General features: G+C 57.0%; 21 protein-coding genes. 16 read left to right on the top strand and 5 right to left on the bottom strand.

Annotation, left to right across the window (positions count from 1 at the left end):
• Positions 1-61: 61 nt before the first annotated feature.
• The 4 genes from leuC to KORM41_RS06495 all read left to right on the top strand — a co-directional run bounded on the left by leuC (position 62) and on the right by KORM41_RS06495 (position 4,335).
• Positions 62-1,474: a 3-isopropylmalate dehydratase large subunit gene (gene leuC / locus KORM41_RS06510; RefSeq protein ID WP_068146356.1), complete on the top strand. Its 1,413-nt coding sequence runs from the start codon at positions 62-64 to the stop codon at positions 1,472-1,474.
• Positions 1,475-1,489: 15 nt separating this feature from the next.
• Positions 1,490-2,095: a 3-isopropylmalate dehydratase small subunit gene (gene leuD, locus KORM41_RS06505; protein ID WP_068146354.1), complete on the top strand. Its 606-nt coding sequence runs from the start codon at positions 1,490-1,492 to the stop codon at positions 2,093-2,095.
• Between the two features lie 20 nt (positions 2,096-2,115).
• The gene (gene leuB / locus KORM41_RS06500; RefSeq protein WP_068146351.1) at positions 2,116-3,201 is read left to right on the top strand and encodes a 3-isopropylmalate dehydrogenase; all 1,086 of its coding nucleotides are present in this window, start codon (positions 2,116-2,118) and stop codon (positions 3,199-3,201) included.
• A 114-nt stretch (positions 3,202-3,315) separates the two neighbouring features.
• Positions 3,316-4,335, top strand: a complete 1,020-nt coding sequence (locus tag KORM41_RS06495; RefSeq protein WP_068146348.1) for an aspartate-semialdehyde dehydrogenase — start codon at positions 3,316-3,318, stop codon at positions 4,333-4,335.
• 68 nt (positions 4,336-4,403) lie between these two features.
• On the opposite strand, the gene KORM41_RS06490 is transcribed toward KORM41_RS06495, so the two are convergent.
• Entirely contained in the window at positions 4,404-5,645 is a 1,242-nt protein-coding gene (locus KORM41_RS06490; RefSeq protein ID WP_068146343.1) for a sensor histidine kinase, read from the bottom strand.
• Positions 5,646-5,861: 216 nt separating this feature from the next.
• On the opposite strand from KORM41_RS06490, the gene KORM41_RS06485 reads away from it, so the two are divergent.
• Both KORM41_RS06485 and KORM41_RS06480 read left to right on the top strand, forming a co-directional pair.
• Positions 5,862-7,688 (top strand): M2 family metallopeptidase, encoded by a 1,827-nt coding sequence (locus KORM41_RS06485; RefSeq protein ID WP_068146689.1) that lies wholly within the window; start codon positions 5,862-5,864, stop codon positions 7,686-7,688.
• A gap of 62 nt (positions 7,689-7,750) precedes the next feature.
• The gene (locus tag KORM41_RS06480) at positions 7,751-8,614 is read left to right on the top strand and encodes an HpcH/HpaI aldolase/citrate lyase family protein (protein WP_068146341.1); all 864 of its coding nucleotides are present in this window, start codon (positions 7,751-7,753) and stop codon (positions 8,612-8,614) included.
• A 127-nt stretch (positions 8,615-8,741) separates the two neighbouring features.
• Here the strand turns inward: KORM41_RS06480 and KORM41_RS06475 are convergent, their stop codons facing one another.
• Together KORM41_RS06475 and KORM41_RS06470 are read right to left on the bottom strand one after the other, a co-directional pair.
• Positions 8,742-10,643 (bottom strand): alpha/beta hydrolase family protein, encoded by a 1,902-nt coding sequence (locus tag KORM41_RS06475; RefSeq protein ID WP_068146338.1) that lies wholly within the window; start codon positions 10,641-10,643, stop codon positions 8,742-8,744.
• A 98-nt stretch (positions 10,644-10,741) separates the two neighbouring features.
• Positions 10,742-12,694, bottom strand: coding sequence for a S9 family peptidase (locus KORM41_RS06470; RefSeq protein ID WP_068146335.1), 1,953 nt, complete (start codon positions 12,692-12,694; stop codon positions 10,742-10,744).
• Positions 12,695-13,046: 352 nt separating this feature from the next.
• Here KORM41_RS06470 and sdhC point away from each other — a divergent pair, with 352 nt between their 5' ends.
• The 5 genes from sdhC to KORM41_RS06445 all read left to right on the top strand — a co-directional run bounded on the left by sdhC (position 13,047) and on the right by KORM41_RS06445 (position 16,929).
• Complete coding sequence (gene sdhC / locus KORM41_RS06465; RefSeq protein ID WP_068146331.1) at positions 13,047-13,442, top strand: succinate dehydrogenase, cytochrome b556 subunit; 396 nt, start codon at positions 13,047-13,049, stop codon at positions 13,440-13,442.
• Positions 13,443-13,445: 3 nt separating this feature from the next.
• Complete coding sequence (gene sdhD / locus KORM41_RS06460; RefSeq protein ID WP_068146328.1) at positions 13,446-13,829, top strand: succinate dehydrogenase, hydrophobic membrane anchor protein; 384 nt, start codon at positions 13,446-13,448, stop codon at positions 13,827-13,829.
• Between the two features lie 3 nt (positions 13,830-13,832).
• Positions 13,833-15,620 carry a succinate dehydrogenase flavoprotein subunit gene (gene sdhA, locus KORM41_RS06455; RefSeq protein ID WP_068146325.1) on the top strand — a complete coding sequence of 596 codons (1,788 nt, stop codon included), beginning with the start codon at positions 13,833-13,835 and terminating at the stop codon, positions 15,618-15,620.
• A 17-nt stretch (positions 15,621-15,637) separates the two neighbouring features.
• Entirely contained in the window at positions 15,638-16,414 is a 777-nt protein-coding gene (locus tag KORM41_RS06450) for a succinate dehydrogenase iron-sulfur subunit (protein ID WP_068146319.1), read from the top strand.
• 89 nt (positions 16,415-16,503) lie between these two features.
• Entirely contained in the window at positions 16,504-16,929 is a 426-nt protein-coding gene (locus KORM41_RS06445; RefSeq protein ID WP_068146317.1) for a GFA family protein, read from the top strand.
• Between the two features lie 45 nt (positions 16,930-16,974).
• Here KORM41_RS06445 and KORM41_RS06440 read toward each other — a convergent pair whose 3' ends face one another.
• Entirely contained in the window at positions 16,975-18,027 is a 1,053-nt protein-coding gene (locus tag KORM41_RS06440) for a hypothetical protein (protein ID WP_068146315.1), read from the bottom strand.
• A 122-nt stretch (positions 18,028-18,149) separates the two neighbouring features.
• On the opposite strand from KORM41_RS06440, the gene KORM41_RS06435 reads away from it, so the two are divergent.
• The 5 genes from KORM41_RS06435 to KORM41_RS06415 all read left to right on the top strand — a co-directional run bounded on the left by KORM41_RS06435 (position 18,150) and on the right by KORM41_RS06415 (position 23,407).
• Positions 18,150-19,628, top strand: a complete 1,479-nt coding sequence (locus KORM41_RS06435) for a hypothetical protein (RefSeq protein WP_068146311.1) — start codon at positions 18,150-18,152, stop codon at positions 19,626-19,628.
• A gap of 169 nt (positions 19,629-19,797) precedes the next feature.
• Positions 19,798-20,373, top strand: a complete 576-nt coding sequence (locus tag KORM41_RS06430) for a hypothetical protein (protein WP_068146307.1) — start codon at positions 19,798-19,800, stop codon at positions 20,371-20,373.
• Between the two features lie 157 nt (positions 20,374-20,530).
• Complete coding sequence (locus KORM41_RS06425) at positions 20,531-21,238, top strand: substrate-binding periplasmic protein (RefSeq protein ID WP_068146305.1); 708 nt, start codon at positions 20,531-20,533, stop codon at positions 21,236-21,238.
• Positions 21,235-21,957: a type 2 periplasmic-binding domain-containing protein gene (locus tag KORM41_RS06420; RefSeq protein WP_068146302.1), complete on the top strand. Its 723-nt coding sequence runs from the start codon at positions 21,235-21,237 to the stop codon at positions 21,955-21,957. The genes KORM41_RS06425 and KORM41_RS06420 overlap by 4 nt, the downstream gene beginning before the upstream one ends.
• A 55-nt stretch (positions 21,958-22,012) precedes the next feature.
• On the top strand, positions 22,013-23,407 hold the full coding sequence (locus KORM41_RS06415) for a substrate-binding periplasmic protein (RefSeq protein ID WP_156431923.1): 1,395 nt from the start codon (positions 22,013-22,015) through the stop codon (positions 23,405-23,407).
• On the opposite strand, the gene KORM41_RS06410 is transcribed toward KORM41_RS06415, so the two are convergent.
• Entirely contained in the window at positions 23,390-24,187 is a 798-nt protein-coding gene (locus KORM41_RS06410; RefSeq protein ID WP_068146295.1) for a tyrosine-protein phosphatase, read from the bottom strand. The two genes, KORM41_RS06415 and KORM41_RS06410, sit on opposite strands and share 18 nt — an antisense overlap.
• Between the last annotated feature and the right edge of the window lie 178 nt (positions 24,188-24,365).

Genomic DNA, 24,365 nt, shown 5'->3' with positions numbered 1-24,365 from the left:
GGCTGAAAAGGCTTTGCGCGCGAAGGGTTCTTTCACCGGCGGATGCTGACTGGAGTTGACGATGCCAAAAACGATGCCACGTACGATGTACGACAAGATTTGGGACCATCATGTTGTGGAAGACCGCGGCAATGGTGTGGCCCTTCTATATATCGACCGGCATCTTGTGCATGAAGTGACCAGCCCGCAGGCGTTCGATGGCCTTCGTGCGGCCGGGCGCCCGGTCCACCGTGTGGACAGCATCATCGCGGTGCCGGACCATAACGTGCCGACAAAAGACCGCGACCAGCCGAACCCTGACCCGATGTCCGCAGCGCAACTGACGGCGCTTGAACAGAACGCCAAGGAATTCGGCCTTGATTATATCGATATGACGGATGACCGGCAGGGCATCGTGCATGTGGTGGGCCCCGAGCAGGGCTTTACCCAGCCAGGCGTGACGCTGGTGTGCGGCGACAGCCACACCTCCACCCACGGGGCTTTTGGCGCGCTCGCGTTCGGGATCGGGACGTCGGAGGTTGAACATGTGCTGGCAACCCAGACGCTTGAGCTGAAGAAATCCAAGAACATGCGCGTGACAGTGACGGGCGAGCTGCCGAAGGGCTGTTCCGCCAAGGATGTGACCATGGCCATCATCGGCGCCATCGGCACCGGCGGCGGTACAGCGCATGTGATCGAGTATGCGGGCCCGGTGATCGAGGCGCTTTCGATGGAAGGGCGAATGACGCTCTGTAACATGTCCATCGAGGCGGGCGCGCGCGCAGGGCTTGTGGCGCCGGATGAGAAGACCTTCAACTATCTGAAGGGCCGCCCCTATGCGCCAAAAGGCGGGCAGTGGGACGCGGCGGTGAATTATTGGAAGTCGCTGAAGTCCGATGAGGGCGCCCATTTCGACAAAGAGATCGTAATCGACGGCAGCGCCATCGTGCCACTTGTGACCTGGGGCACCAGCCCTGAGGACGTGGTGCCGGTAACCGCGAATGTCCCAAGCCCGGATGACTTCAAGGACCCGGCCAAACGCGAGGCGGTCGAGAAGGCGCTGGATTATATGGGATACGCGGCCGGCACGCCGATGACAGGCTTCAAAATTGACCGCGTGTTTATCGGCAGCTGCACCAACAGCCGGATCGAGGATATGCGCGAGGCCGCCAGCGTCATCAAGGGCCGCAAGGTGGCGGACAATATCATTGAGGCGATGATCGTGCCGGGCTCAGGTCTTGTGAAACTGCAGGCGGAAGAAGAGGGCCTCGACAAGATATTCACCGACGCGGGCTTCGAGTGGCGCGACCCGGGCTGCAGCATGTGCCTTGCCATGAACCCGGACAAGGCAGGCCCGGGCGAGCATGTGGCGTCCACATCGAACCGCAACTTCGTGGGCCGCCAGGGCCCCGGTGCGCGCACGCATCTGGTGAGCCCCGCCATGGCGGCAGCAGCGGCCATCGCCGGCCACTTTGTCGACGTGCGTGACTTTTAAGCGAGAAGAAGACCCATGGAAAAATTCATCAGCGTCACCTCCATCGCCACGCCCTTCCCGCGCGTGAATGTGGACACCGATATCATCATTCCGGCGAAGCACCTGAAGTCGATCAAACGCACTGGCTTTGGCGAGCATGCGTTCGAGACCGTGCGCTATGACGTGGACGGCAAGCTGATCCCGGACAATGTGTTCGACGGGGAGCGCTACAAGGGCGCGAAGATCCTGATCGCGGGCGACAACTTCGGCTGCGGGTCAAGCCGTGAGCATGCCCCCTGGGCAATCGCCGAGCTGGGTTACCGCTGTATCATCGCGCCATCGTTTGCAGACATTTTCGCGGGCAACTGCGTGAAGAACGGCATCCTCACGGTCGCCCTGAAGCAGGAAGAGGTGGACGCACTGGTGCTGGCGGCTGAGGCCGGGCATGAGATTCATGTGAACCTGAATGACCAGACGGTGACATGCCAGAACGCCAAGTATGAGTTTGATTTCAATCCGGCGCATAAGGAAATGCTGCTTAACGGGCTTGATGAGATTGGCCAGACGCTGCAAGCCCAAGGCACGATCAAGTCTTATGAAGACAAGCAAAAAATCATGACCCCGTGGCTGTTCCGCGGCTGAGACAAATTGAGAGTTCGACTATGACCACGACGCATAAAGTAATGCTCCTGCCCGGTGACGGTATTGGCCCTGAAATCATGGCGGAAGTGAAACGCGTGATGACCTGGATTGAGGGTGCCTATGGTGTGTCCTTTGACGTGAGCGAAGGCCTGATCGGTGGTTGCTCTTATGAAGAGTTTGGCCATCCACTAACGGATGAGACCCTGGCGCGAGCGAAAGCGTCTGATGCTATCGTGATGGGCTGCGTGGGCGGGCCGCAGTGGGACGGCAAGACAGACTATGACAAGCGCCCGGAAGCTGGCTTGTTACGGATACGTAAGGAACTCGACCTGTTCGCAAACCTCAGGCCAGCCATGTGCTTTGATGCGCTGGCGGATGCTTCAAGCCTGAAGCGCGAATATGTCGCCGGGCTTGATATCCTGTTCGTGCGCGAGTTGGCGGGCGGTGTCTATTTCGGTGAACCACGCGGCATTGAAGACTTGCCGGGCGGCGGGCGCGTGGGCATCAATACCCAGCGCTATACGGACGCTGAGATCATCCGCATCGCGCGCGTTGCGTTTGAAATGGCCCGCAAGCGCGGCAACAAGGTGCATTCGGCTGAAAAAGCCAATGTGATGGAATCGGGCCTGTTGTGGCGCGAGGAAGTGACCAAGCTTCACGCGGCGGAATATTCTGATGTCCAGCTTGAGCATATCCTGGCGGATAACTGCGCCATGCAGTTGGTGAAAAACCCGAAGCAGTTCGACGTGATCCTGACAGACAATCTGTTCGGTGACCTGCTCAGTGACGCGGCAGCGATGCTGACGGGGTCGCTGGGCATGCTGCCTTCCGCCAGCCTTGGTTCCGGCGGGCCGGGCCTCTATGAGCCGGTGCACGGCTCCGCCCCCGATATCGCGGGGCAGGGCATTGCCAACCCGATCGCGGCGATCCTCAGTTTAGCCATGGCGCTTCGCTATTCGCTTGATATGGGTGACGCGGCTGACGCGGTAGAGGCTGCGGTGTCCAAGGCGCTCGATAGCGCGCGCACGGGCGATATCTGGGCTGAAGGTTTTGAGCGCGTGGGCACCACTGGCATGGGCGACGCCATATTGGCAGCGCTTGGCTGATTCATCTTGAAACGCTAGAAATACTAACCATTTGCGCAAACGAATAGCGTTTGCTTTTTGACCGGGGAACGTGTGAAACCATCCCCGAATTTTTGACCCACAAGGAGTAAGAACATGGGTTTTCGTGTCGCTGTAGTTGGTGCGACCGGTAACGTCGGTCGTGAGATGCTGAATATTCTGAATGAGCGGGAGTTTCCTGCCACAGAAATTATTGCCATCGCGTCCCGAAAATCCATGGGCCAGAAGGTGGACTATGGCGATAAGGAACTGACGATCCAGGCGCTTGATACATTCGATTTCAAGGGCGTTGATATCGCGCTGTTCGCTGCCGGTTCCGGTGTATCGAAGGAATATGGCCCGAAGGCTGCCGACGCGGGTGCGATGGTCATCGACAACTCAAGCTTCTACCGCATGGACCCGGACGTGCCGCTGGTGGTGCCGGAGGTGAACCCGCATCACCTGAAGAAGATCAAGAAGAATATCATCGCCAACCCGAACTGTTCGACCGCGCAGATGCTTGTGGCCCTGAAGCCGCTGCATGACGCGGCGGTGATCAAACGCGTGGTGGTTTCCACCTACCAGTCCGTATCGGGTGCCGGTAACGCCGCGATGGATGAGCTCTTCAGCCAGACCCGTGCGATTTTCGTGAATGACCCGATCAAGCCGGAGAATTTCACCAAGCAGATCGCCTTCAACGTGATCCCGCACATCGATGTCTTCATGGATGACGGTTACACGAAAGAAGAATGGAAGATGGTGGCCGAAACCCACAAGATGCTGGATCCGGACATCAAGCTGACGGCAACGGCCGTGCGCGTGCCGGTGTTTGTGGGCCACGCGGAATCGATCAACATCGAATTCAAGAAAGAGATCACGGAAAAGCAGGCGCGCGCTATTCTGCGCGAAGCACCCGGTTGCCTGGTGATCGACAAGCAGGAAGATGGCGGTTACATCACGCCGGTTGAATGCGTGGGTGATTTCGCCACATTTATCAGCCGTATCCGCGAAGACAAGACGGTGAAGCACGGCCTGAATATCTGGGTGGTTTCCGATAACCTTCGGAAGGGCGCGGCTTTGAACGCAGTCCAGATCGCGGAATCGCTTCTCAATCAGGGCATTCTGAAGGCTGACTAAGCGGTCCTTCGGGGAACCGAGAAGTTCGAATGCCGGGGCATCCGCTCCGGCATTTTTGTTTTCTGGGCTTAGATATAGCCTTCGTTGTCCTCAACCACCAGCTCGGGCGGGAATACCAGATGGGCCTTGGTGCCTTTGCCGAGCTCGCTTTCAATCTCCAGGCGCGCGCCCTGCCGGTCCATCAATACCATGGTAGTGGGCAGGCCAAGGCCTGAGCCTTCCTGATGCATGTCATAGGCGTTCTTGAAGTTGGTCAGCGGCTCGCAGGCTTTTGTCAGCACATCGTCAGACATGCCGATGCCGGTATCGATCACGCTCAAAACCGCGCTGCCGTCTTCGCGCTGGGCCACTTCCATCGCTACGTGCCCGATGCTGGTGTATTTCACAGCGTTCGTAAGCATGTTCATCAGGGCTTTCTTGGTGTGGCCGGCATCGCCTTTGACATAAAGCGGGTCGGTGCGCGTGGTAGCCACCACTTTCAAGTGCTTCTGCGCCGCCTGATGCTGGATCATCCGCTTGCCAGTGCGCGAAAGGTCGGTCAGGTCAAACTTTTCCGATTTTGCCGTCTCGTCAGAGATTTCGAGCATGGCGAGCGACATGATGTCGCCTATGAGTGCCAGCAATCCTTCACCGGAGGCGCAGATTTCAGCGGCATATTCTTCGATCTGCGGGCCTTCAACCTGGCGGTCACGGATCAGCGAAGCGTATCCAAGGATGGCCCCCAGCGGTGTCCTGAGCTCATGGGTGATGTTGGCCATGAACATGGATTTGGAATAATTGAGAAGCAGCGCCTGGCTCAGTGTCTCACGCATTGTGTCCATAGTTTTATGGTGCCTGAGCTCTACCTGCGTACGGCTTTGCGCGGCGCGCAAACCTTCGGCCAGTCGCTCGTCTTCCAGTGCCATCCGGCTCATTGCCACCAGTGCGCCAATCGGTTTGCTCTGTTCGTCCAGAAGCGGCACCCCGACAAAGGCTTCAATCTGCTCATTCTTCAGGAAACTGTCAGCGGGGTAGCGGTCCCGCACTGCGGACCTGTGAAGGCAGAAATCCTGATTGACGGCTTCAAAGCAGGGGGTGTCGTCTACCGGCCAGTTCTGGTCATCCATATGGCCGCCGTCCCAATAGAGGGAGATGGTTTGCATGCTTTTGCGGTCGTCGGACAGGAGGCCGACATAGGCGATGTCTGCGCCAAGGTCTTCGCACAGGAGCTTGGTGAGGGCCGCAAAATAGGCCTTGCCGGACAGAATGGCGATCTTGTCCAGTAGGGTTGCCCCTGCGGGCTGCATTGATTTTTCTGCCTTTTTGGTCATGTCATGTCCAACAGACCCCCATCCAGGTGGCTAGGCACTTTATGCGAAAACAACCCTCCTTAAAGCAGGCACCTGTAGCGCTTTGATCATAGCGGCAAGATGGTTAATGAATCGTCAGTGATTGGATCCAATCGTGTTGACTTCCAACTGGCGATTTGCCAGACCGATAAGGCCTATTGGCGTGGGGACGCCGACAGGGCCATGAAAGGGGATATCATGTCACAGTTTAAATCAGGAATTTCGACCGTCGCGATGGTAACGGCGATGGCGTTCGGGTTGGCAGCTTGCAACGACACATCTGTCGAGGAGACGAAAGCGCCAACGGTGGAAGAAGCGGCTGCCTTCATGGCGGACGCGGAAAAGCAGCTTTTTGAGGCAGGCACGAGCCTTGAACGCAAGGCTTGGGTGCAGGCCAACTTTGTTACCGTAGACACAAGCGCCATCGTGGCTGAAGCAGACGAAGAGTTTACGCTTCTGGGTGTTAAGCTTGCGAACGAGACCAAGCGTTTCCAGGACCTGGAGCTGCCCGCTGAACTGCGCCGCAAGATGAATATCCTGAAGGGCGCACTCACTTTGCCCGCGCCGGATGATGCGGCGAAGACGGCTGAGCTTGCCAAGATCAAGGCGAACCTTGATGCCACTTATGCGACCGGCAAGGTCGAGATGGAAGGCGAAACGCTGTCGCTTGGTGCGGTTTCCGACATTATCGCGTCTGACCGCACGCCCGAGCGCCTTCTTGCCGCGTGGGACGGCTGGCACAAGATTTCGAAGCCGATGAAAGACGACTATGCCCGTATGGTGGATATCGCCAATGAGGGCGCACGCGAGCTTGGCTACAAGGACGTGGGCGCCATGTGGCGGTCTGGCTACGATATGGACCCGGATGAGTTCGCCACCATGGTTGACGGCCTGTGGGGTGAGGTGAAGCCGCTTTATGACGCGCTGCACTGCCATGTGCGGTCGAAGCTGTCTGACTTTTATGGCGACCGGGTTGTCTCTGACACGGGGCCGATCCCGGCGCATCTTCTGGGCAACATGTGGGCACAGGAATGGGGCAACATCAATGATGTGGTTCAGCAGGGCGCGGGTTCTGACGCCAGCATCGATGTGACCAGCCTTCTGAAAGACAATGGCTATGACGCCATCAAGATGGTTGAAAAGGCTGAAGGCTTCTTCACGTCGCTTGGTTTCGACCCGCTGCCGGACACTTTCTGGGACCGGTCGCTGTTCGTGAAACCCGCTGACCGCGAGGTGCAGTGCCACGCCTCTGCCTGGAATGTTGACGGCAAGGAAGACGTGCGCATCAAGATGTGCACCAAGGTGAATGCGGAAGACTTCGTGACCGTACACCATGAGCTCGGCCATAATTTCTACCAGCGCGCCTACAACAAGCAGGACCCGCTGCATATGAACGGCGCCAACGACGGCTTCCATGAAGCCATTGGCGATATGGTTGCCCTCTCTATGACGCCGGATTACCTGAAGCAGATCGGCCTGATTGATGAAGTGCCTGAAAGCAGCGATCCTGTGCCGGCCCTGATGCGCCAGGCGCTTGACAAGGTTGCTTTCCTACCGTTCGGCCTGATGGTGGACAAATGGCGCTGGCAGGTCTTCTCCGGCGAGGTCGGTCCAGACCAGTATAACGACGTCTGGTGGAAGCTGCGCGAGGAATACCAGGGCCTCAAGGCCCCGAACGATCGCCCGGCAGACGCGTTTGACCCAGGTGCGAAATACCATATTCCGGGCAACACGCCTTACATGCGTTATTTCCTTGCCCGCATCCTGCAGTTCCAGTTCTACAAGGCCGCCTGCGACCAGGCAGGCTGGACAGGGCCGCTGCACGAATGCTCGATCTATGGCAACAAGGAAGTGGGCAAGAAGTTCAACGCCATGATGGAAATGGGTGCATCCAAGCCTTGGCCGGAGGCGCTTGAAGCCTTCACCGGCAGCCGCGAGATGAGCGGCGAGGCTATCATCGCCTACTTCGAGCCGCTGAAGGCTTGGCTGGACGAGCAGAACGCGAACCGCACCTGCGGTTGGTAACAAGCTGACCAACGGGCCCGGTGTGGTATCATGCCGGGCCTTTTGTATCTGGAGACCATGACATGGCAAATGCCCGCCCCCGCAGAAGCATACTTTTCATGCCGGCCTCGAACGCCCGCGCACTGGAGAAAGCCAAAAGCCTGCCCGCTGACGGCTTGATCTTTGATCTGGAGGACGCAGTGGCGCCGACAGCAAAGGCGGAGGCGCGCATGCAGGCCGCAGCCGCTGTGGCGTCCGGTGACTATGGTGGGCGTGATCTTGTGGTGCGGATCAATGGGCTGGATACCGACTGGTGGCGCGACGACCTGAAGGCCGTGGTGCCAAACCATCCATTCGCCATCCTGATCCCGAAGGTGGAAAGCCCGGATGCCATCCACCGGGTAGAGGAAGAAATCACCTGGCACGCTGCCAACCCGGACATGGAAATCTGGGCCATGATCGAGACGCCAAAAGGCTTCCTGAACGCTGGCGAGATAGCTGGCGCCAGTGACCGGCTAACCACGTGGATTGTGGGCGCAAACGACCTGGTGAAGGACCTGCGCGCCAAGCACACACGTGACCGCCTGCCGGTGATCACAGCACTTGGCCTTGCGCTTTTGCATGCGCGGGCGAACGGCCTGACGATTTTGGACAGTGTCTACGGTAATTTCAGCGATGAGGAAGGCTTTGCGTTCGAATGCGGTCAGGCCAAGGAAATGGGCTTCGACGGCAAAACGCTCATCCACCCCGCGCAGGTTGATGTGGCGAACAGGATTTTCGCCCCGAGCGAAGAGGAGCTCACGCTCGCGCGGCGTATGCTGGCAGCGTTTGAGGAAGCCAAGGCAGAAGGCAAGGGGGTTGCAGTGCTTGATGGCCGGATGGTTGAAGAGCTGCACCTTGAAGAGGCGCGGCGCATGGTGGCGATGGCCGAAGCCATCGCTGGATAGTCTCTGTGGCCGAAGCCATCGCTGGATAGTCTCTGTGGCCGAAGCCATCGCTGGATAGTCTCTGTGGCCGAAGCCATCGCCGGATAGTCTCTGTGGCCGAAGCCATCACGGGATAGGTGGGCCGCGCCTAGTTGGCGGCCACGCGTGTATTCAGGTGCTTTTCCAGGAAAGACAAGGATGCCTGCAGGAATTCCAGGCGGCTTTCCTCTGTCACCAACCAATGGGTTCCCTGGTCAATTTTCACGAATTCAACATCTTTTTTCTCGCTTCTTAAAGCATCGTACATGCGCGAGGATTGGTTGATGTTGACCCGTGCATCATCCTTGGCGTGCACCAGCAGAACCGCTGCCTTGAATTTTTCAGCCAGATGCTTCGGCGAGACATCCTCAATGTCACCCTCTTTCGGTTCCATGTCCTCGGCCCATTCGTCGCCATTAGTGTAACCGTATTTCTTGTCGCCGGCGAAGAAGGGCAGGTCGGCCACGCCGTTGCCGCTGACAGCACACTTGTAGAGATCAGGGTTTTGCGCGGCTCCCATCAGGGCAGCATAGCCACCATAGGAAAGCCCGAGGATACAGATACGGTTCGGATCAGCGATGCCCTCGTCAATCAGCCAATGGGTGGCATCGGTCACATCGCGCTGCATATCGCCGCCCCACTGGTTGTCGCCTTTACGGCGGAAAGCCGGACCATAGCCGGTTGATCCCCGGAAGTTCGGTTGATAGACCGCGAACCCGCGTGCAGCAATCGCCTGTACAATATAGTGATAGTCAGCGTCACTGCGGGAGCTTGGCCCGCCATGAGGCAGGATGACCATGGGAAGGTTTTTGGGCTCCGCGCCTGGCGGTAACGTGAGATAACCTGGGATTTCCAGGCCGTCCTGCGCTTTGAAAGTGACAGGTTTCACTGCGGCAAGGGCTGTAGGGTCCATGCCTGGACGTTTTGCCGCGATCTGGCTTAACTTCTTGGCTTCCAGGTCAAAATAGTAATAGACGCCGGGCTCCTGGTCGCTCTTTGACAGGATCAGATAGGCTTTCTTATTTTCCGCTTTGTCCAGAATGACATTGGTTCGGTCGGGGATCATGCGGTTGATGAAGGCATGGAACTTGCGGAAGTAATCGTCCCAGTAATGAACTTCCCGACGGTCAAGCGTATAGGACACGCCCACAGGGGCCTGAGAATGGGGTGCGTAAACCAGGTCATCGATATCCACTTTCGGATGAGAGAAGATTTCTTCCAGAACCTGCCCCGAAACCATATCGATCTTGAAAAGCCCGAGTGTGCCATGTTGGCTGGGTCCGCGCCCAAAGGCAAATTGTGGGTCTTCATAAAAGCCCAGGATGCCAAAGCCTTTGTTTGTCCAGTCATGGCCTGAGACGTTAGTCCATTCCCCGTCCGGCATTCGGTAATAGGGGATGATGTCCCCGTCCTTCTCAGCGATGCCGTATCTGGGTTCGGCCTGCTGGTCCACTTGCCAGGCATAGATGTCCATGAGGGAATGCTGGACCACCCGATAGTCGCCTGTTGCAAGGTCAAACTTTACGACATCACCATCAAACGGTGCCAGGATATGATTTGGATCATCCGGCAGAAGATCATAGAAGCCAAAACCGCTTTCTTTCAGAACATGAAAATTCTCGCCGTCGCGACGGACTGCGGCCAGCATGTATTTTTCCTTTTTTGACCGAACGTAGCGGCGGTCGATCTGCGTCTGGGCATAGCCCATGATCAGAAAGCTGTCGCTGGCCCAGCGAAACCAGGAAATGTCAGCCTTCTTGTAAAAGGGAATGGCAACTTTGCTGCCGCCAAGCCGGTGCTGGATCATCAGAACCTTGCGACCCTGGTAAGGCGTAAGGTAGGCGATAAAGGCACCGTTTGGCGACATTTGCAGCTGATCGTAAACAGGCAGTTTGGCAAATTTTTCAGCTGTTTCCGCGACAGAAGACTGCTGCGCTTGTGCGGTGCCGACAAAGCAGCACAGCACCATTGCCGCGAAGCCACCTAACAGGCGGCGCGAAAAGATTTTCATGAAGTCCCCCAAAGACCATTGATAAACCAAAGGTTAGCTATAGCGGCCTTTTTTGCTGTCGGCAACGGATTGAAGTAATATTTATGTCCGTCAGACACTTAATCGCCGCCGATATGCGCTTTCAGGAATTTTTCGGTCTCCGACAGCAGGGTTCCCCTTGATGCTGCAGTCAACATGTAGTGATCCCCGCTTTCGATTTTCACATACCGCGTTTCCTTTCCCAGTGTTTCCAGTCGGTCATGCATTTTTGCCGACTGGTCATAGGGAACCCGGCGGTCATCCCGAGATGCCATGATCAGGACAGGTGTGTTGATTTCTTCGGCGCGATCATAGGGTGAAATGTCTTCGTCTCTCCTGCCTTCGAGGCCCCATTTTTTGCCCCAGGTCTTGCCGCCGATAAAGTTGCGGTCATTTGCTTTCATGGCTGGGATGTCCGTTACGCCGTTCACGGATATTGCGCATTGATACAGGTCCGGCTCCTTGATTGCGCCCATGAGTGACGCATAGCCGCCGTAGGATGCCCCCACAATGCAGATGCGGTTCGGATCAGCATATCCTTTTGCCACGATCCAGTGCGTGGCATCTGTGACGTCATCCTGCATCAGGCCTCCCCATTGGTTTTCGCCGGCTTCCTGGAAAGCTTGCCCAAAGCCAGTTGAACCACGGAAGTTCGGCTTGACGACCAGATAGCCCCGGTCTGCGAGGAACTGGGCCCAATAGTCCCAGTCTGCCGTGTCACGGGCGTGCGGGCCGCCATGTGGAAGCACCACTGTTGGCATATTCCTTGGCGTATCGGTGTCGTGTGGGATGGTCAGATAAGCGGGAATGGTGCTGCCATCCCGGACAGGAATATCGACCCGACGCGTTGTCGCAGATTTGGCGACGTCGATATTGGGGTAAGCGCTGGTGATAAAGTGCAATTGCCCCTGGTCGCGGTCAAACAGATAATAAGCACCGGGAACGGTGTCAGAGGCGCTGTAGATAAGATACAGGCGCTTCTCTTTGGCCTGACCGGCAATATAGTTGATGGTGTCTGGCAGGACTTTGTCAATGCTGCGTTTGATCAGCGCAAGATCCTTGTCGAAATAGTTGATCCTGTAGTGGTCGTCGACATAGGCCACGCCGGATACATGGCCAGTAATGGGGTGCTCGGTGACACCGGAAATATCATATTCCGGGTGCGAGAAGAGCTTTTCGACAATTTCGCCGGTTTTCACATCAATGGAAAACAGGCCTTTGGTGCCGCTGTCTGTCTGGCCACTGACATAAATGATCTGGGGGTCTGGTGAGAAGCCCTCGAAATCATATTTCTTGCCCCAGTCTGTCTTGTCCAGGTTGATCCAGCCATCCTTCTCGGTCTTGTAGATGGTAAACCATTCATCAGACCGGAAACCGATGCCAAGCCTGATTTCCGAATTATGGTCAGCATACCAGCTGTGTATATTATTGCGTTCGCGCCTGACGGGCCTTCGGCTGCCCGATCTTACGTTAACCCTGTAGACTTCGCTTTCGCCGTTGAGGTCGAAATCCATCGCCATCAGGATATTGTCCGGGTCTTCCCATAGGAAATCGACAAGTCGCTCATGCACGGATACATGATCGTTTCCAGACTTGGTGGCCATCAGGCTTCGTTTCGGCTTGCCAAGCCAGAGGAATTTTTGGGTCTCCCGATCAAAGGAAAAGATTCGGGTGTTGAAAGTTTGGTCGCGAAACTCGCTCCGACGCACCAGGCCACCTACCTTTACCAGCAACACCTGGTCGTTCGCCCAATAGAAACTTGATATCTCGGAATCTTTGGGTGCAGGAATAAGGCCACGATCCGAGCCATCTAGATTCTGATAGATCACGGCCTTGCGGCCTTCATATTGGATGCTGTAGGCAACAGACCCGCCACCAGGCGATAATTTGGCGCCAGAGAAGTCCGGGAGTGCAGCGAATGTTTCTATCGATGTCTTGGCGTGTGCTGGCGAGGCCATGCACATGCCGGTAGCGGCGAGGCAGGCGATGGCTATGGCGGACCATGCCCTGATCAGACTTGAAGATGAAATCACGTTTTCCCCCAATAAAAGTGATATAGGTGTATTTTTTACACCTATACGTTAGCAAGGGGCGATGTCTTCTACAAGCCTTTGTGGGAGAAAACTGGTTTGGCATTTTTTACATTCAACTTCCGCACTGATGGTGATGACAGCGCTGGACGTGGGCGCGGGTTACCCTATTTATTGCCGTGAAACAGGAAAAATGTCCCTTTTCCTCCAATTCCTTCCTTGCGAAACCGGGGGCTGGGGCGTTAAAAACAATGCCTGATTCTTTCGCACTGCAGCATCCGGCACGTGCGAGGCCAACGAAGTTCATTCTGCCGGGCCTATTTTCCGGAAGAATAATTTGTCAGGGGATTTATACATGGCGCAAGTGAAACGCCCGCTCTCTCCCCACCTGCAGGTATACCGCTGGGGATGGCACATGGCAGCGTCGATTATCAACCGGGCAACCGGTGTGGCGCTTGCTTTTGGCTCTATCCTCCTTACCTGGTGGCTGGTGGCTATGGCGACAGGGCACGACTATTTCGATCAAGTACAGGGCTATGCAGGCTCTATCATCGGGCGTATCGTCCTGTTTGGCATCACCTTCGCTCTGATGCAGCATCTGGCAGGCGGCATCCGCCACCTGTTCATGGACGCTGGCAAGCTCTATGAGCTGAAGGCCAATACCTCATCGGCCCGGCTGACCTTTGTGTTCTCGATCATCATGACAATCGTGATCTGGGTTGCCGCCTACAAAGTAATGGGGGTGATGTAAGCCATGACTGATATGAAAACACCACTTGCCAAAGTGCATGGCCTTGGTTCTGCCAAGGACGGCACGCACCACTGGTGGGTTCAGCGCCTGACCGCGCTTGCCAACATCCCGCTGGTGATCTTCATGGTTGTCTCATTCGTCGGCAATGCCGGCAAGGGGCACGCCGAATGGGTGGCCTGGCTGAAGCAGCCGCTGGTCTCCGTTCTGGTGATCCTGTTCGTTGCAAACTTCGTATATCATATGCGCCTAGGGCTGCAGGTGATTGTTGAAGACTATGTGCACGACAAGGGCACCAAGGTTGCGACCATGGTCCTGATCACCTTCGCCTGTGTGCTCATTGCGGCGCTCAGCATCTTCTCCGTTCTTCGTATAGCGTTTGGGGGATAAAACATGACGGGCGCATATCCCATTACAACACACACTTATGATGCCGTTGTTGTCGGCGCTGGTGGCTCCGGCCTCCGCGCGACCATGGGCCTCGCGGAAGCGGGCCTGAAGACGGCGTGCATCACCAAGGTATTCCCGACCCGCTCGCACACCGTTGCGGCGCAGGGCGGTATTGCGGCAAGTCTCGGCAACATGGGCCCAGACCACTGGACCTGGCATATGTATGACACCGTGAAGGGTTCCGACTGGCTCGGTGACCAGGACGCGATCGAATATATGGTGCGCGAAGCACCTGCTGCCGTTTATGAGCTGGAGCACTATGGTGTGCCGTTCAGCCGGACGGAAGAAGGCAAGATCTACCAGCGCGCGTTCGGCGGCATGACCACCGAATTCGGCGAAGGCCCGCCAGCACAGCGCACCTGCGCAGCCGCTGACCGGACAGGCCACGCCATGCTGCACGGCCTTTACCAGCAGTCGCTGAAGTATGATAGCGACTTCTACATCGAATATTTCGCCATCGACCTGATCATGGAAAATGGTGAGTGTCGCGGCGTGATCGCGATGAATATGGAAGACGGCTCCATCCACGCATTCCGCAGCCAGTCTGTGGTGCTGGCAACGGGTGGTTACGGCCGGGCTTACTTCTCCTGCACATCCGCCCACACCTGCACGGGTGACGGTGGCGGCATGGCGCTTCGGGCGGGCATTGGGTTGCAGGACCTTGAGTTCGTTCAGTTCCACCCAACCGGTATTTACGGTGCGGGCGTTCTGATCACCGAAGGTGCTAGGGGTGAAGGCGGTATCCTGATCAACAGTGAGGGCGAGCGCTTCATGGAGCGTTACGCGCCATCTGCCAAGGACCTGGCATCCCGTGACGTGGTATCGCGCTCCATCTCGAACGAGATCCGCGAAGGCCGCGGCGTTGGCGCGAACAAGGACCATATGTTCCTGCACCTGGATCACCTTGATCCAGCGCTCTTGGCAGAGCGCCTGCCAGGTATTTCCGAATCCGCGAAGGTATTTGCGGGCGTGGACGTGACGAAGGAACCAATTCCGATCATCCCAACCGTGCACTATAACATGGGCGGTATTCCAACCAACTATCATGGTGAAGTGATCAACCCGAGCAAGAGCGATCCTGATGCTGTTGTGCCAGGCCTGTTTGCAGTGGGTGAGGCTGCGTGCGTATCCGTTCACGGTGCGAACCGCCTTGGTTCCAACTCGCTTATCGACCTTGTCGTGTTCGGCCGCGCAACCGCGCACCGGATCGCTGAGATCTCCAAACCGGGTGCGACCCAGGCACCGCTGCCGAAGGGTTATGAGGAAATGGCCCTTGGCCGCCTTGACGGGGCGCGCTACGCGAACGGCTCCACGCCAACCGCTGACATGCGCCTGAAGATGCAGCGCGTGATGCAGAACAACTGTGCAGTGTTCCGGACAGAGGAAGTATTGGACGAAGGCGTGAAGCTGATCGACGAAGTAGCGTCCGGCTTTGATGACCTGAAGACGAACGACCGTTCGCTCGTCTGGAACAGTGATCTTATCGAGACGCTGGAACTGCAGAACCTGATCGGCCAGGCTGTCCTGACCATGCACGGTGCCGCAGCACGGAAAGAAAGCCGTGGTGCCCACATGCATGAGGACTATCCGGACCGTGACGACAAAAACTGGATGAAACACACCGTAGGCTGGTTCGACGGCCAGAAGGTCAAGCTGGGCGAACGCCCTGTACATGAGTACACGCTGACCAAGGAAGTCGAATATATCAAGCCTAAGGCTCGGGTTTATTAAGGGAAGGGAGACGACAAATGGCTGAATTTTCACTTCCCAAAAACTCCCGCGTTGGCAAGGGTAAGACCGTCAAGGCGGAAGGGGCAACCAACACTAGGGCTTTCCACGTGTACCGCTGGAACCCGGATGATGGCGAAAACCCGCGCATGGACACATTCGAAGTGGACATGGACAACTGCGGCCCGATGGTTCTCGACGCTCTGATCAAGATCAAGAACGAGATGGACAGCACGGTTACGTTCCGCCGGTCCTGCCGTGAGGGCGTTTGTGGCTCCTGCGCCATGAACATCAACGGCAAGAACGGTCTGGCGTGCACGACCGCGATTGAAGACGCCAAGGGCGATGTGGCGATCACGCCGCTGCCGCACCAGGAAGTGGTGAAAGATCTAGTACCAGACCTTTCCAACTTCTATGCGCAATACGCCTCGATCAAACCATGGATGCAGACACAGTCTACAACGCCTGAGAAAGAGCGCCTTCAGTCTCACGAAGACCGTGCGAAGCTCGATGGCCTTTATGAATGTATCCTGTGTGCTTGTTGCTCCACCTCCTGCCCAAGCTATTGGTGGAACGGCGACAAGTATCTGGGCCCTGCTATTCTGCTGCAGGCTTACCGCTGGCTGATCGACAGCCGGGACGAAGCAACGGGCGACCGCCTCGATCACCTCGAGGACCCGTTCCGGCTTTATCGCTGTCATACCATCATGAACTGTGCGAACGCATGTCCGAAGGGCTTGAACCCTGCGAAAGCGATTGCAGAGATCAAGAAAATGATGGTCGAGCGCAAGGGTTAAAAGCCGCGAAAATAATCTCTGAAAAGGTCGGGTTTTCCCCGGCCTTTTTTATTGTATGGTGTGCGTATGAATTCTGGTGGGGGAGCATCATGACAGAAGCAGTTGATATATCCGGCAAATGCTTGTGCGGTGCTGTAAGCTTCACGGCACAAACGGCATCCCGGCATTGTGGTGTGTGCCACTTCGGCATGTGCCGCAAGTGGGGTAGTGGCCCTTTTATGGAAATTGAATGCGGCACCAGCGTCCAGTTCAAGGGCGAAGAAAATATCTCTGTTTTCAGCTCTTCGGAATGGGGCGAACGTGGCTTCTGCGCCAAATGCGGCTCGAACCTGTTTTACCGGATCAAGGAAAGCGGCAGTACCGGGATTGCCGCCGGACTGGTGGATGACATGACAGGTTTCACCATGATCGCGCAGGTCTGCATCGACGACAAACCCGACTATTATAGCTTTGCGGAACAGACCCGAGAACTGACCTGCCAGCAGATGTTCGACCTGTTCACGGCGAAACCCTAATGGTCTAGCCGGGGCATAGGCTCCGGCTTATTTAGCACAAGAGGTTTAGATCGCGGCCCAGGCCACCAGCGCGCCGTTGTAGCTGGTGTATAGGCCGTAGGTGCGGTAGATCACGCCGCCCCAGTCACCTTGCACGCTCACCGGCAGGGCCGCATTCTGGACCGGATCGGACACGTTTCTCACGAAGCCGAATTTGGCGCCCTTCTCAAAGCAGACCTTGCCAAGGATGGCATCGTCCATTTCCACGCAGGCCTTGTCCTTGAAGGGCGAATCCGTGGCGTTTGTGGCCACGACGAATGTGGCTGTGGTGACAAGGGACTGTTTGTCCGGTGTCATGTCATACACCTTCACCTTGTCATCACCGAAACACAGGCCGTTTGCGTCCAGCTCGCCCAGGCTGTATTTACCGCCTTCGAACGCGCCTGCCAGGCTTTCAAGGTCGCTTTTCGTTGTCGGGATCGGGAACAGACTGTCTGTAAAATCGGCCTTGCCGATGAAGCTGTCGTTTGCGCTCCAGTCACAGTAATAGGTGGCCCACTTCGATGGGTCGGTAGGGTATTTCGGGTCATAAATCTGTCCGCTTGTGACCACGCGCACCGTGCCTTCATGATCTTCAAGTTCCGCGCCGCCCGCCGTGCCGATGGACAGCAGAAGCGATGCGCCCGTGGCGGAGAGAAGCTGGCTGGTCATCTGCTCCAGATAACTCTGGCCCGGCCAGTCCAGGTGGGTGTTCGACTTGAACAGCAGCACCTTTTTGCCGCGCACCTCCACCAGGCGGTATTCGCCCCAATAATCCCAATATTGCGGCCAGGTGCCCGACGGCATGTCCCAGTCGTACCGGTACCAGTCGTCCCACTTGCTGGTATTCCTGGCGCTATAGGGCATGGCTGTGCCGCTTTCCACAAACACCTGCTGCATGGCGGCCCATTCGGCTTCCGCCCAGGTGATGACCACCACATCGGCGGACGGCAGCGTGCCGGCTTCGCTTGCGAGCAATTTGGGCGCTTCACCGCCAAATTTGGACCAGGGCACAGCGGGCAGGTCTGGCAAGTTCAGGGTTGGTTCTGAACCGGTTTTCGAATGGCGGTTGGTGTCCATAAGGCGTCTCCCATAAATGGCATTTACAACCATTTGAGATACTAATTGGCGAAAAATCAATATCAGAAATTGTGTTAGTCATTTATAAAGGTTGTATCGATTTTGCGAAGAAGGGGAGCATGATGCAAAATTTCAGGAAAAGCTTGGGGCTGGGCATGGGCGCACTGGCGCTTTTGGGGGCGTCCCTTGGTGCCAGCGTGGCAGATGACCACGGTAAAACCGCGAAACGCTATGAGGGGCTGAATGTCCCGGACCGGCTGGGGCAGCAGTTCCCGGATTTTGGTCGGATGCCGTCGCCCGGCGTGTATGATGGCCGTGTTTTCAGGCTGAGCCAGGACTATCCGCGCAAAAAGCCGAACATGAAGAAAGACAAGGCGATCCAGAAGATTTTGAAGATCGACTTCAAGGAAGACTGGTATGCCTATGCCATGGCGGTGCGCGATTATGTATTTGAAGGCAATGCCCACGCGAACGATATCGAAAACAGCTTCAATCTCGAAGATAACAAGGTCCGGAACTGGTATCACATTCCCTGGCAGCATTATGGCCCGAACGGCCGCGAAGGCTTCCATGGCCTGACAAAAGAGGGCCCGATCCTGAAGCAGATGCTGGCGCCTGAACAGGTAACGCCAAGCTATGCCTATGCCGTGGGTTTCTATAACGAGCCCGGTGGTTACACCATTGGGCAGGTGTGGCCGACACCCGCTTATCCCGACCTTTCCTACATGAAGGCGGGGAACGGCTTCCCCATTGGCACTGTCGTGGGGAAGGTGCTGTTTACAACGCTGGGCGCAGACGAAGTGCCTTATCTTGAAGATCCCGTCAGCTGGAATGCCTATATTTATAATGGCGATATCCCAGGCAATACGGGCAAACAGTGCAACCAGAACCAGCCTGAATGCCAATCCGTTACCACTGTTAACCTGATCCAGATGGATATTATGGTGCGCGACCCGCGGGCGGACGATACCGGCGGCTGGGTGTTCGGTACGTTTGTCTATAACGGCACGCTCGGCAACGACAATAAGTGGGATAATATGATCCCGGTTGGCATGATGTGGGGCAATGACCCGGACTACCGCATGAGCTCCAACAATGCGACGCCAACCAAAACCATCATCAATCCGGAACTGAAGGAAACCGTGATCAACCAGCGTATGGTGGACGGCAAACCAGAGCTGCCGCCAAGCCATCTTGGTTGGGGCGGGCGCCTGAACGGTCCGGTGGATAACCCCAATTCAAGCTGCATGTCGTGCCATTCCACGTCGCAGTATCCGACTGTGTCGGCGATCATGCCGTTCCTGAATGAACCGCCTGTATCCATCCCTGCGGTGGGCACCGAAGCGCCGGATGACTGGATGCTGTGGTTCCGCAACGTGCAGTGCACCACGCCGTTCAATCCGGGTGAAGCCGTTTCGCTTGATTACAGTCTTCAGCTGTCGCAGGGCATCAACAACTATATGACGGCGCTGACCAACAGGGAAGACGGGCTGTTTGCCTACGAATATTGGTACAGTAGCGACAACGCAGGCAACAAGCCGGGCGAAGACGATACGCCAAACGAGAAGAAGACCTATCCGGTTCTGCGCGGCGCGAACTGATACAGTCAGGCAATTCATTGCCAAAGGTGGGCGGGCCTCAAATTTGGGGCCCGTTTTCCATTGTGGGAGTGGTTTTGGGCCGTTTTTGCTATGTTGCGGCGGCATATACTGCTATTTCTTGGGTTCTGCTACGCAGAAATGTGGGGACTTCAGCTAGCAAGAGAGACACATGCTAATCAGAATTGGATCCAAGATCGGTGCTGCCCGTATGGCGGCTGGGTTTGGGGCGACACATGCTGTTCGCATTGGGCCAACAACAACAGGGGCGCTCAAATTTTGGCGCCTTCCGGCAGAAAACATTCTGCTTCTGGATATCGAAAGCAGTAAGCGCGTTGATCCCAGGCACATCTCGATGCTGCTTGATTTTGTCTATGCGTTACCGGCAGAGGCCCGGCTTTTCATTCACTGCGCATCGGGCATGACCCGGTCTGCGGCGGCGGCGATTATCGCAGCCTGCGCGCTGGAGCCGGACAAAAGCCCGGCAGAACATTTTGCCGCGATGCTGAAGGCTTGCCCTCGTATCGTGCCGCAGCGGCGGATGCTGGAAATTGCCGATGACTTGATTGGCCTTGAAGGCGCGCTCAAAAAAGCCGGTGATGAAGACTGGGACAGGCGGCTTGAAAGCCTGCCGCCGCTGGAGATTTCACCGACCGTAAAAAGAGCGGGGCCTGCCCCTTCTTCGCGTCCGTCCCGCCTTGCCGTACGGGTCAAGCGCTTCCTGCATTTGGCGATCCAGGCATCCTGACCGAGGCAAAGACCGGGTGGCCACTTGAGGGTGATATTTACGGCCGAGAACAGGGTGAAAACCGACCGTTTTTTGCGGGAACGGGAAATATTCACTTTTGGGCAAGGTCTTATGGTGCACAATATGGTCCTGAGGAACAGGTAACCAGGGGCATTCTTTGAAAGACGCCATCGCAATCATTGTCGGTCTCTTGCTGGTGGCTGTTGCCGGCACCTCAGTTGGTGCGGCATCCGGGGCTGATGAGCCGGTGCGCGCAGGGCGCACCTATACCAGCGGGCTGGGGCCAGTCTGGGAGGCCATTGTAGCGGAGGCGGGGATTGATGTGAGCTACGCTTCGCTGCCGCCCAAGCGCAAGCGCCGGTCCTTTGTTGACGGTTATCTTGTGCTTGATTGCTGCCATCCGAAAATCTATCGCGATACTCCAGAAGAGCGCGCCACCCATTTGTTTTCCGATCCCATCTATTACGCGCGTGCACATTATGTGTTCCGCAAGGGTGAAGTGGTACCTATCAACAAACCGGCAGATCTTGAGCCATACAGGGTTGCCGGTATTCGGGGGTTCGATTACCGCTGGCAGGATCATTTCGGTGTACGGCTGGACGGCAGGGATCACCGGGATGTGCTTAACCTGGTGACCAAGAACCGCGCGGATATCGGTATTATCACCGGCCTCCAGTACCGAATTGAGCAGGCAACCAATCCGCTGCCGCTTGAGCTTGGCGGCATCAGCGCGGAGGGCTATCTGCATGCCAGTGTTCATGTGTCGCGGCCTGACCTGTTGCCGCGCATCAATGCGGCTATCGCGGCCATGAAGGCGGATGAAAGATTGAACATGTTGCTCCTACTCAAGGGGCAAAACGAATGAGGCGCTGGTTTTCCGATCAAAGCCTTGTTCGTCTTTCGCTGGCATTTTGGCTGGGCGCCTTTGTGCCTGGTGTTGCCTGCGCAGCGGACGATGCTGTGCTGGCCAGCAGGCTGGAGGCCAGCGTGTTCCGGGATGTCTGGCACGCCATTCTTGAGGATTCGGGCATTGACGTGCAGCTTGTCGAAGTTGCCAACCATGAAGATCGCCGACGCAGTTTCGCATCCGGCCAGCTGCTGCTGGACTGCTGTTCGATAAAAGCGTGGCGCGACAGGCAAGAAGAGATATCGGTTCAGCTCTGGAGCCGGCCGATCTTCTATACCATCGATCATCTGGTACTGCAGGGCGGCAGGACTTATGACTTGCCGGACCCCATGAACCTGAAGGCATACCGTGTCGCAGTAGTGAGGGGGTTCAGTTACCAGCGCGAAGAACTGTTCGGGCCCAGGGTCGAGTATGAGACAATTAGCCAGGTGCTGGATGCGGTGGCAGCCGGGCAGGCCGATGTAACGATCGTAAACAGCCAGGAATTCAGGCGCCTTCAGAAAATGAAACGCAGGCCGCTGGTGTTGGGGCCGGAGCACTATGAACTTATCCTTCGGGCGCGCGTGCACAACAGCCGCCCGGATCTATTGGTGAAGATAGATGCTGCGATCGAACGCCTTCAGGCTTCGGGGCGGATTGCCGCGCTAACGGGCGCCCGGTTGCGGTCTGTAAATTAAGTCCAGAAATTGAGGCGGAAAAACTGGGGGTGAGAAATTAGGGAAGGGGACAGCAGTGTCAAAGCTTTCAAGGATGTCAGGCCTGAAATCGGGGCTCGGTGAAAGTCTCGCCCGGCGGTTCATAGCAGCGCTGGCTGTGATGGCTCTGCTTGCAGCGCCCGCGCTGGCGAGTGATCTTGTCAGGGCAGGCCAAAGCGATTCCATTGAGTTTGACAGGGTCTGGTCCGCAATTCTGGATGAAGCTGGGTTGGACGCTGAAATCGTCAGCGCCCCGCATGAGCGCAAGCGGGGGATGTTTGTTCGCGGTGACATTGTGCTCGATTGCTGTTCAATACCGGCTTGGCGCCAGCGCCCGGAGGAGAAGGCCAGCCAATTGTTCTCAGATGCCTTTTTCCGATCAACCGAACATTATGTATTCAGGCGCGGTCATGCGGTCGCACCGGTTGAGAATGCGTTGAAGCTCAGGTTCGTTCGGGTGAAGGGCTTCGTTTATGATCTTGAGGCACCATTTGGCACGGCTATTGAGGTCCATGACATTGAAGAAGTCCTGGACCATGTTGCGTCGGGTGAAGCCGATGTTGCTATCGTCAACCGGCAGGATTTTGAGCGCCGGATGCGCCTTAAACCTCGGCCGCTTGTGCTGGGACCTGTGCATACTGTTGCTGACCTGCGGGTGCGCGTTCACCGGTCCCGGGCAGATCTTCTGCCGCGCATCAACCGCGCCATTGCTGCACTGAAAGATGCTGGCCGAATTGAAGACATCCTGAAAGAAACGGATGTGGAAAAGGCGGGCAAAGGCGAATACGCGGGTGTCCTGATGGTGGGCCGCAGCGATACGATTGGCACTCAGCGCATGTGGCGGGAAATTCTGGCCGAAGCTGGTATCAAGGCCGTGTTCGTGAACGCACCCCAGGCGCGAAAGCGCCGCATGTTCGCAAGCGGCCGTGTCCTGTTGGACTGTTGCGCCGCCCCAATCTGGCGAATGCGCGACGAGGAAGTGGCAGTGCAAAGCTGGAGCGATGTTTTCTATATGTCGCGCGAGGTTTGGGTGTTCAGGAAAGGCGAAGCCGTGCCTGTGGCGACACCCGAGGACCGGTCACGGTTGCGGGTGGCCGCCGTGCAGGGATTTGATTTTCATGACCAGGAAAGCTTCGGGATTCGGGTGCCAGGGCAGGATATTGACGATACGCTGCGTCTCTTGGCGGCTGGACGGGCAGATGCGGCCATTCTTGGCTCGCTCGATTATGAGGTGCGTATCGGGAAAGACTCTGACGTTTTTGAGCGTGGCCCCGTGCGGGTGGAAGTGGGCTTGAGTGTTCGGGCGCATCGGAATGCAGCCCATCTGTTACCACGAATCAATGAGGCGATTGCGCGCCTGAAGGCAGAGGGGCGGATTGAGGAGATTGTCCAGGAAGTGGCTGCCGAGAGCCGCTCACCCTTCAAGAAATAGGTCTCGCAGCCGGCCCTGGCGGTCAGGCGTCAGGCCCAGGCGATCTACCAGATAGGCGTCTACCGACCCGAAAGCCTTGTCGATGCTTTTGTGTGCCGCGTCCAGAAACGCAGGCTCGACCCCCACAAGTGGGTGAACGTCAGCCGGATTGATGGTGCGGCCCGCTTTTTCCGAAAGGCGCTGTGCAATCACGGCGCTTGCTGCAGGCAGATCAACCGCGTCGTTGGTCATCAGGAAGTCTGCTGTGATGTCCGCTTCTGCTACTCCCAGTACCCGCATCAGAAGGGCGCCTGCGATGCCTGTGCGGTCTTTGCCTGCTGTGCAGTGAAACAGCACGCTGTCATTCGTCTCTCCCTCAACCAGGATGTCGAAGAAGCGCTTCAGCCCGTCCGCGTTCGCGACCGGGATGGTTTCAAACGCCAGAATGAACTGGTCCCGAAGCTCCTTCGCTGGGAAGGGGCTGGTGGACAGGCGTTCATACAGTTCCTGAACCCAGGCGGCAGCGTTTCCGCCAATGGGCGTGGCGTGGTAGGTGGGCGCCCAGCCGTCTGGCCAGCCCACCGGGTGGCGTTTCTTTTCGGCGTCAGACCGGAAATCCACAACGGTGGTGATGCCATAAGCCGGTGCAGCAGTTTCCCTGTTGCCGGTGAATTCAGCCCAGTGCCCTGACCGGTACAGCTTGCCCCAGCGCATGGTCCGTCCGTCCGCCCCTATGTAGCCGCCCATGTCGCGGAAATTCTTCACGCCGGGCATGGGGATGATACGGGAGGCTGCTGGCATCGGGTCGGTCCTTTACTGGTCGTGCGGCCCAGCTTTTGTCAATTCTGCAGAGAGTGTATTCAGCGGCTGGGCCTTCCCTTTGTTGAATAAGGCGAAGTGGCGCCCGGTCAAGCAAAAGGCCAATTTTATTGCCCACTAAAGAGCCTGATAAAGTTGCGTCGCATTCGCGTTTTTTCGG

This window comes from Kordiimonas lipolytica (assembly GCF_001550065.1).
This window is presented reverse-complemented; position numbering and strand designations above follow the sequence as displayed.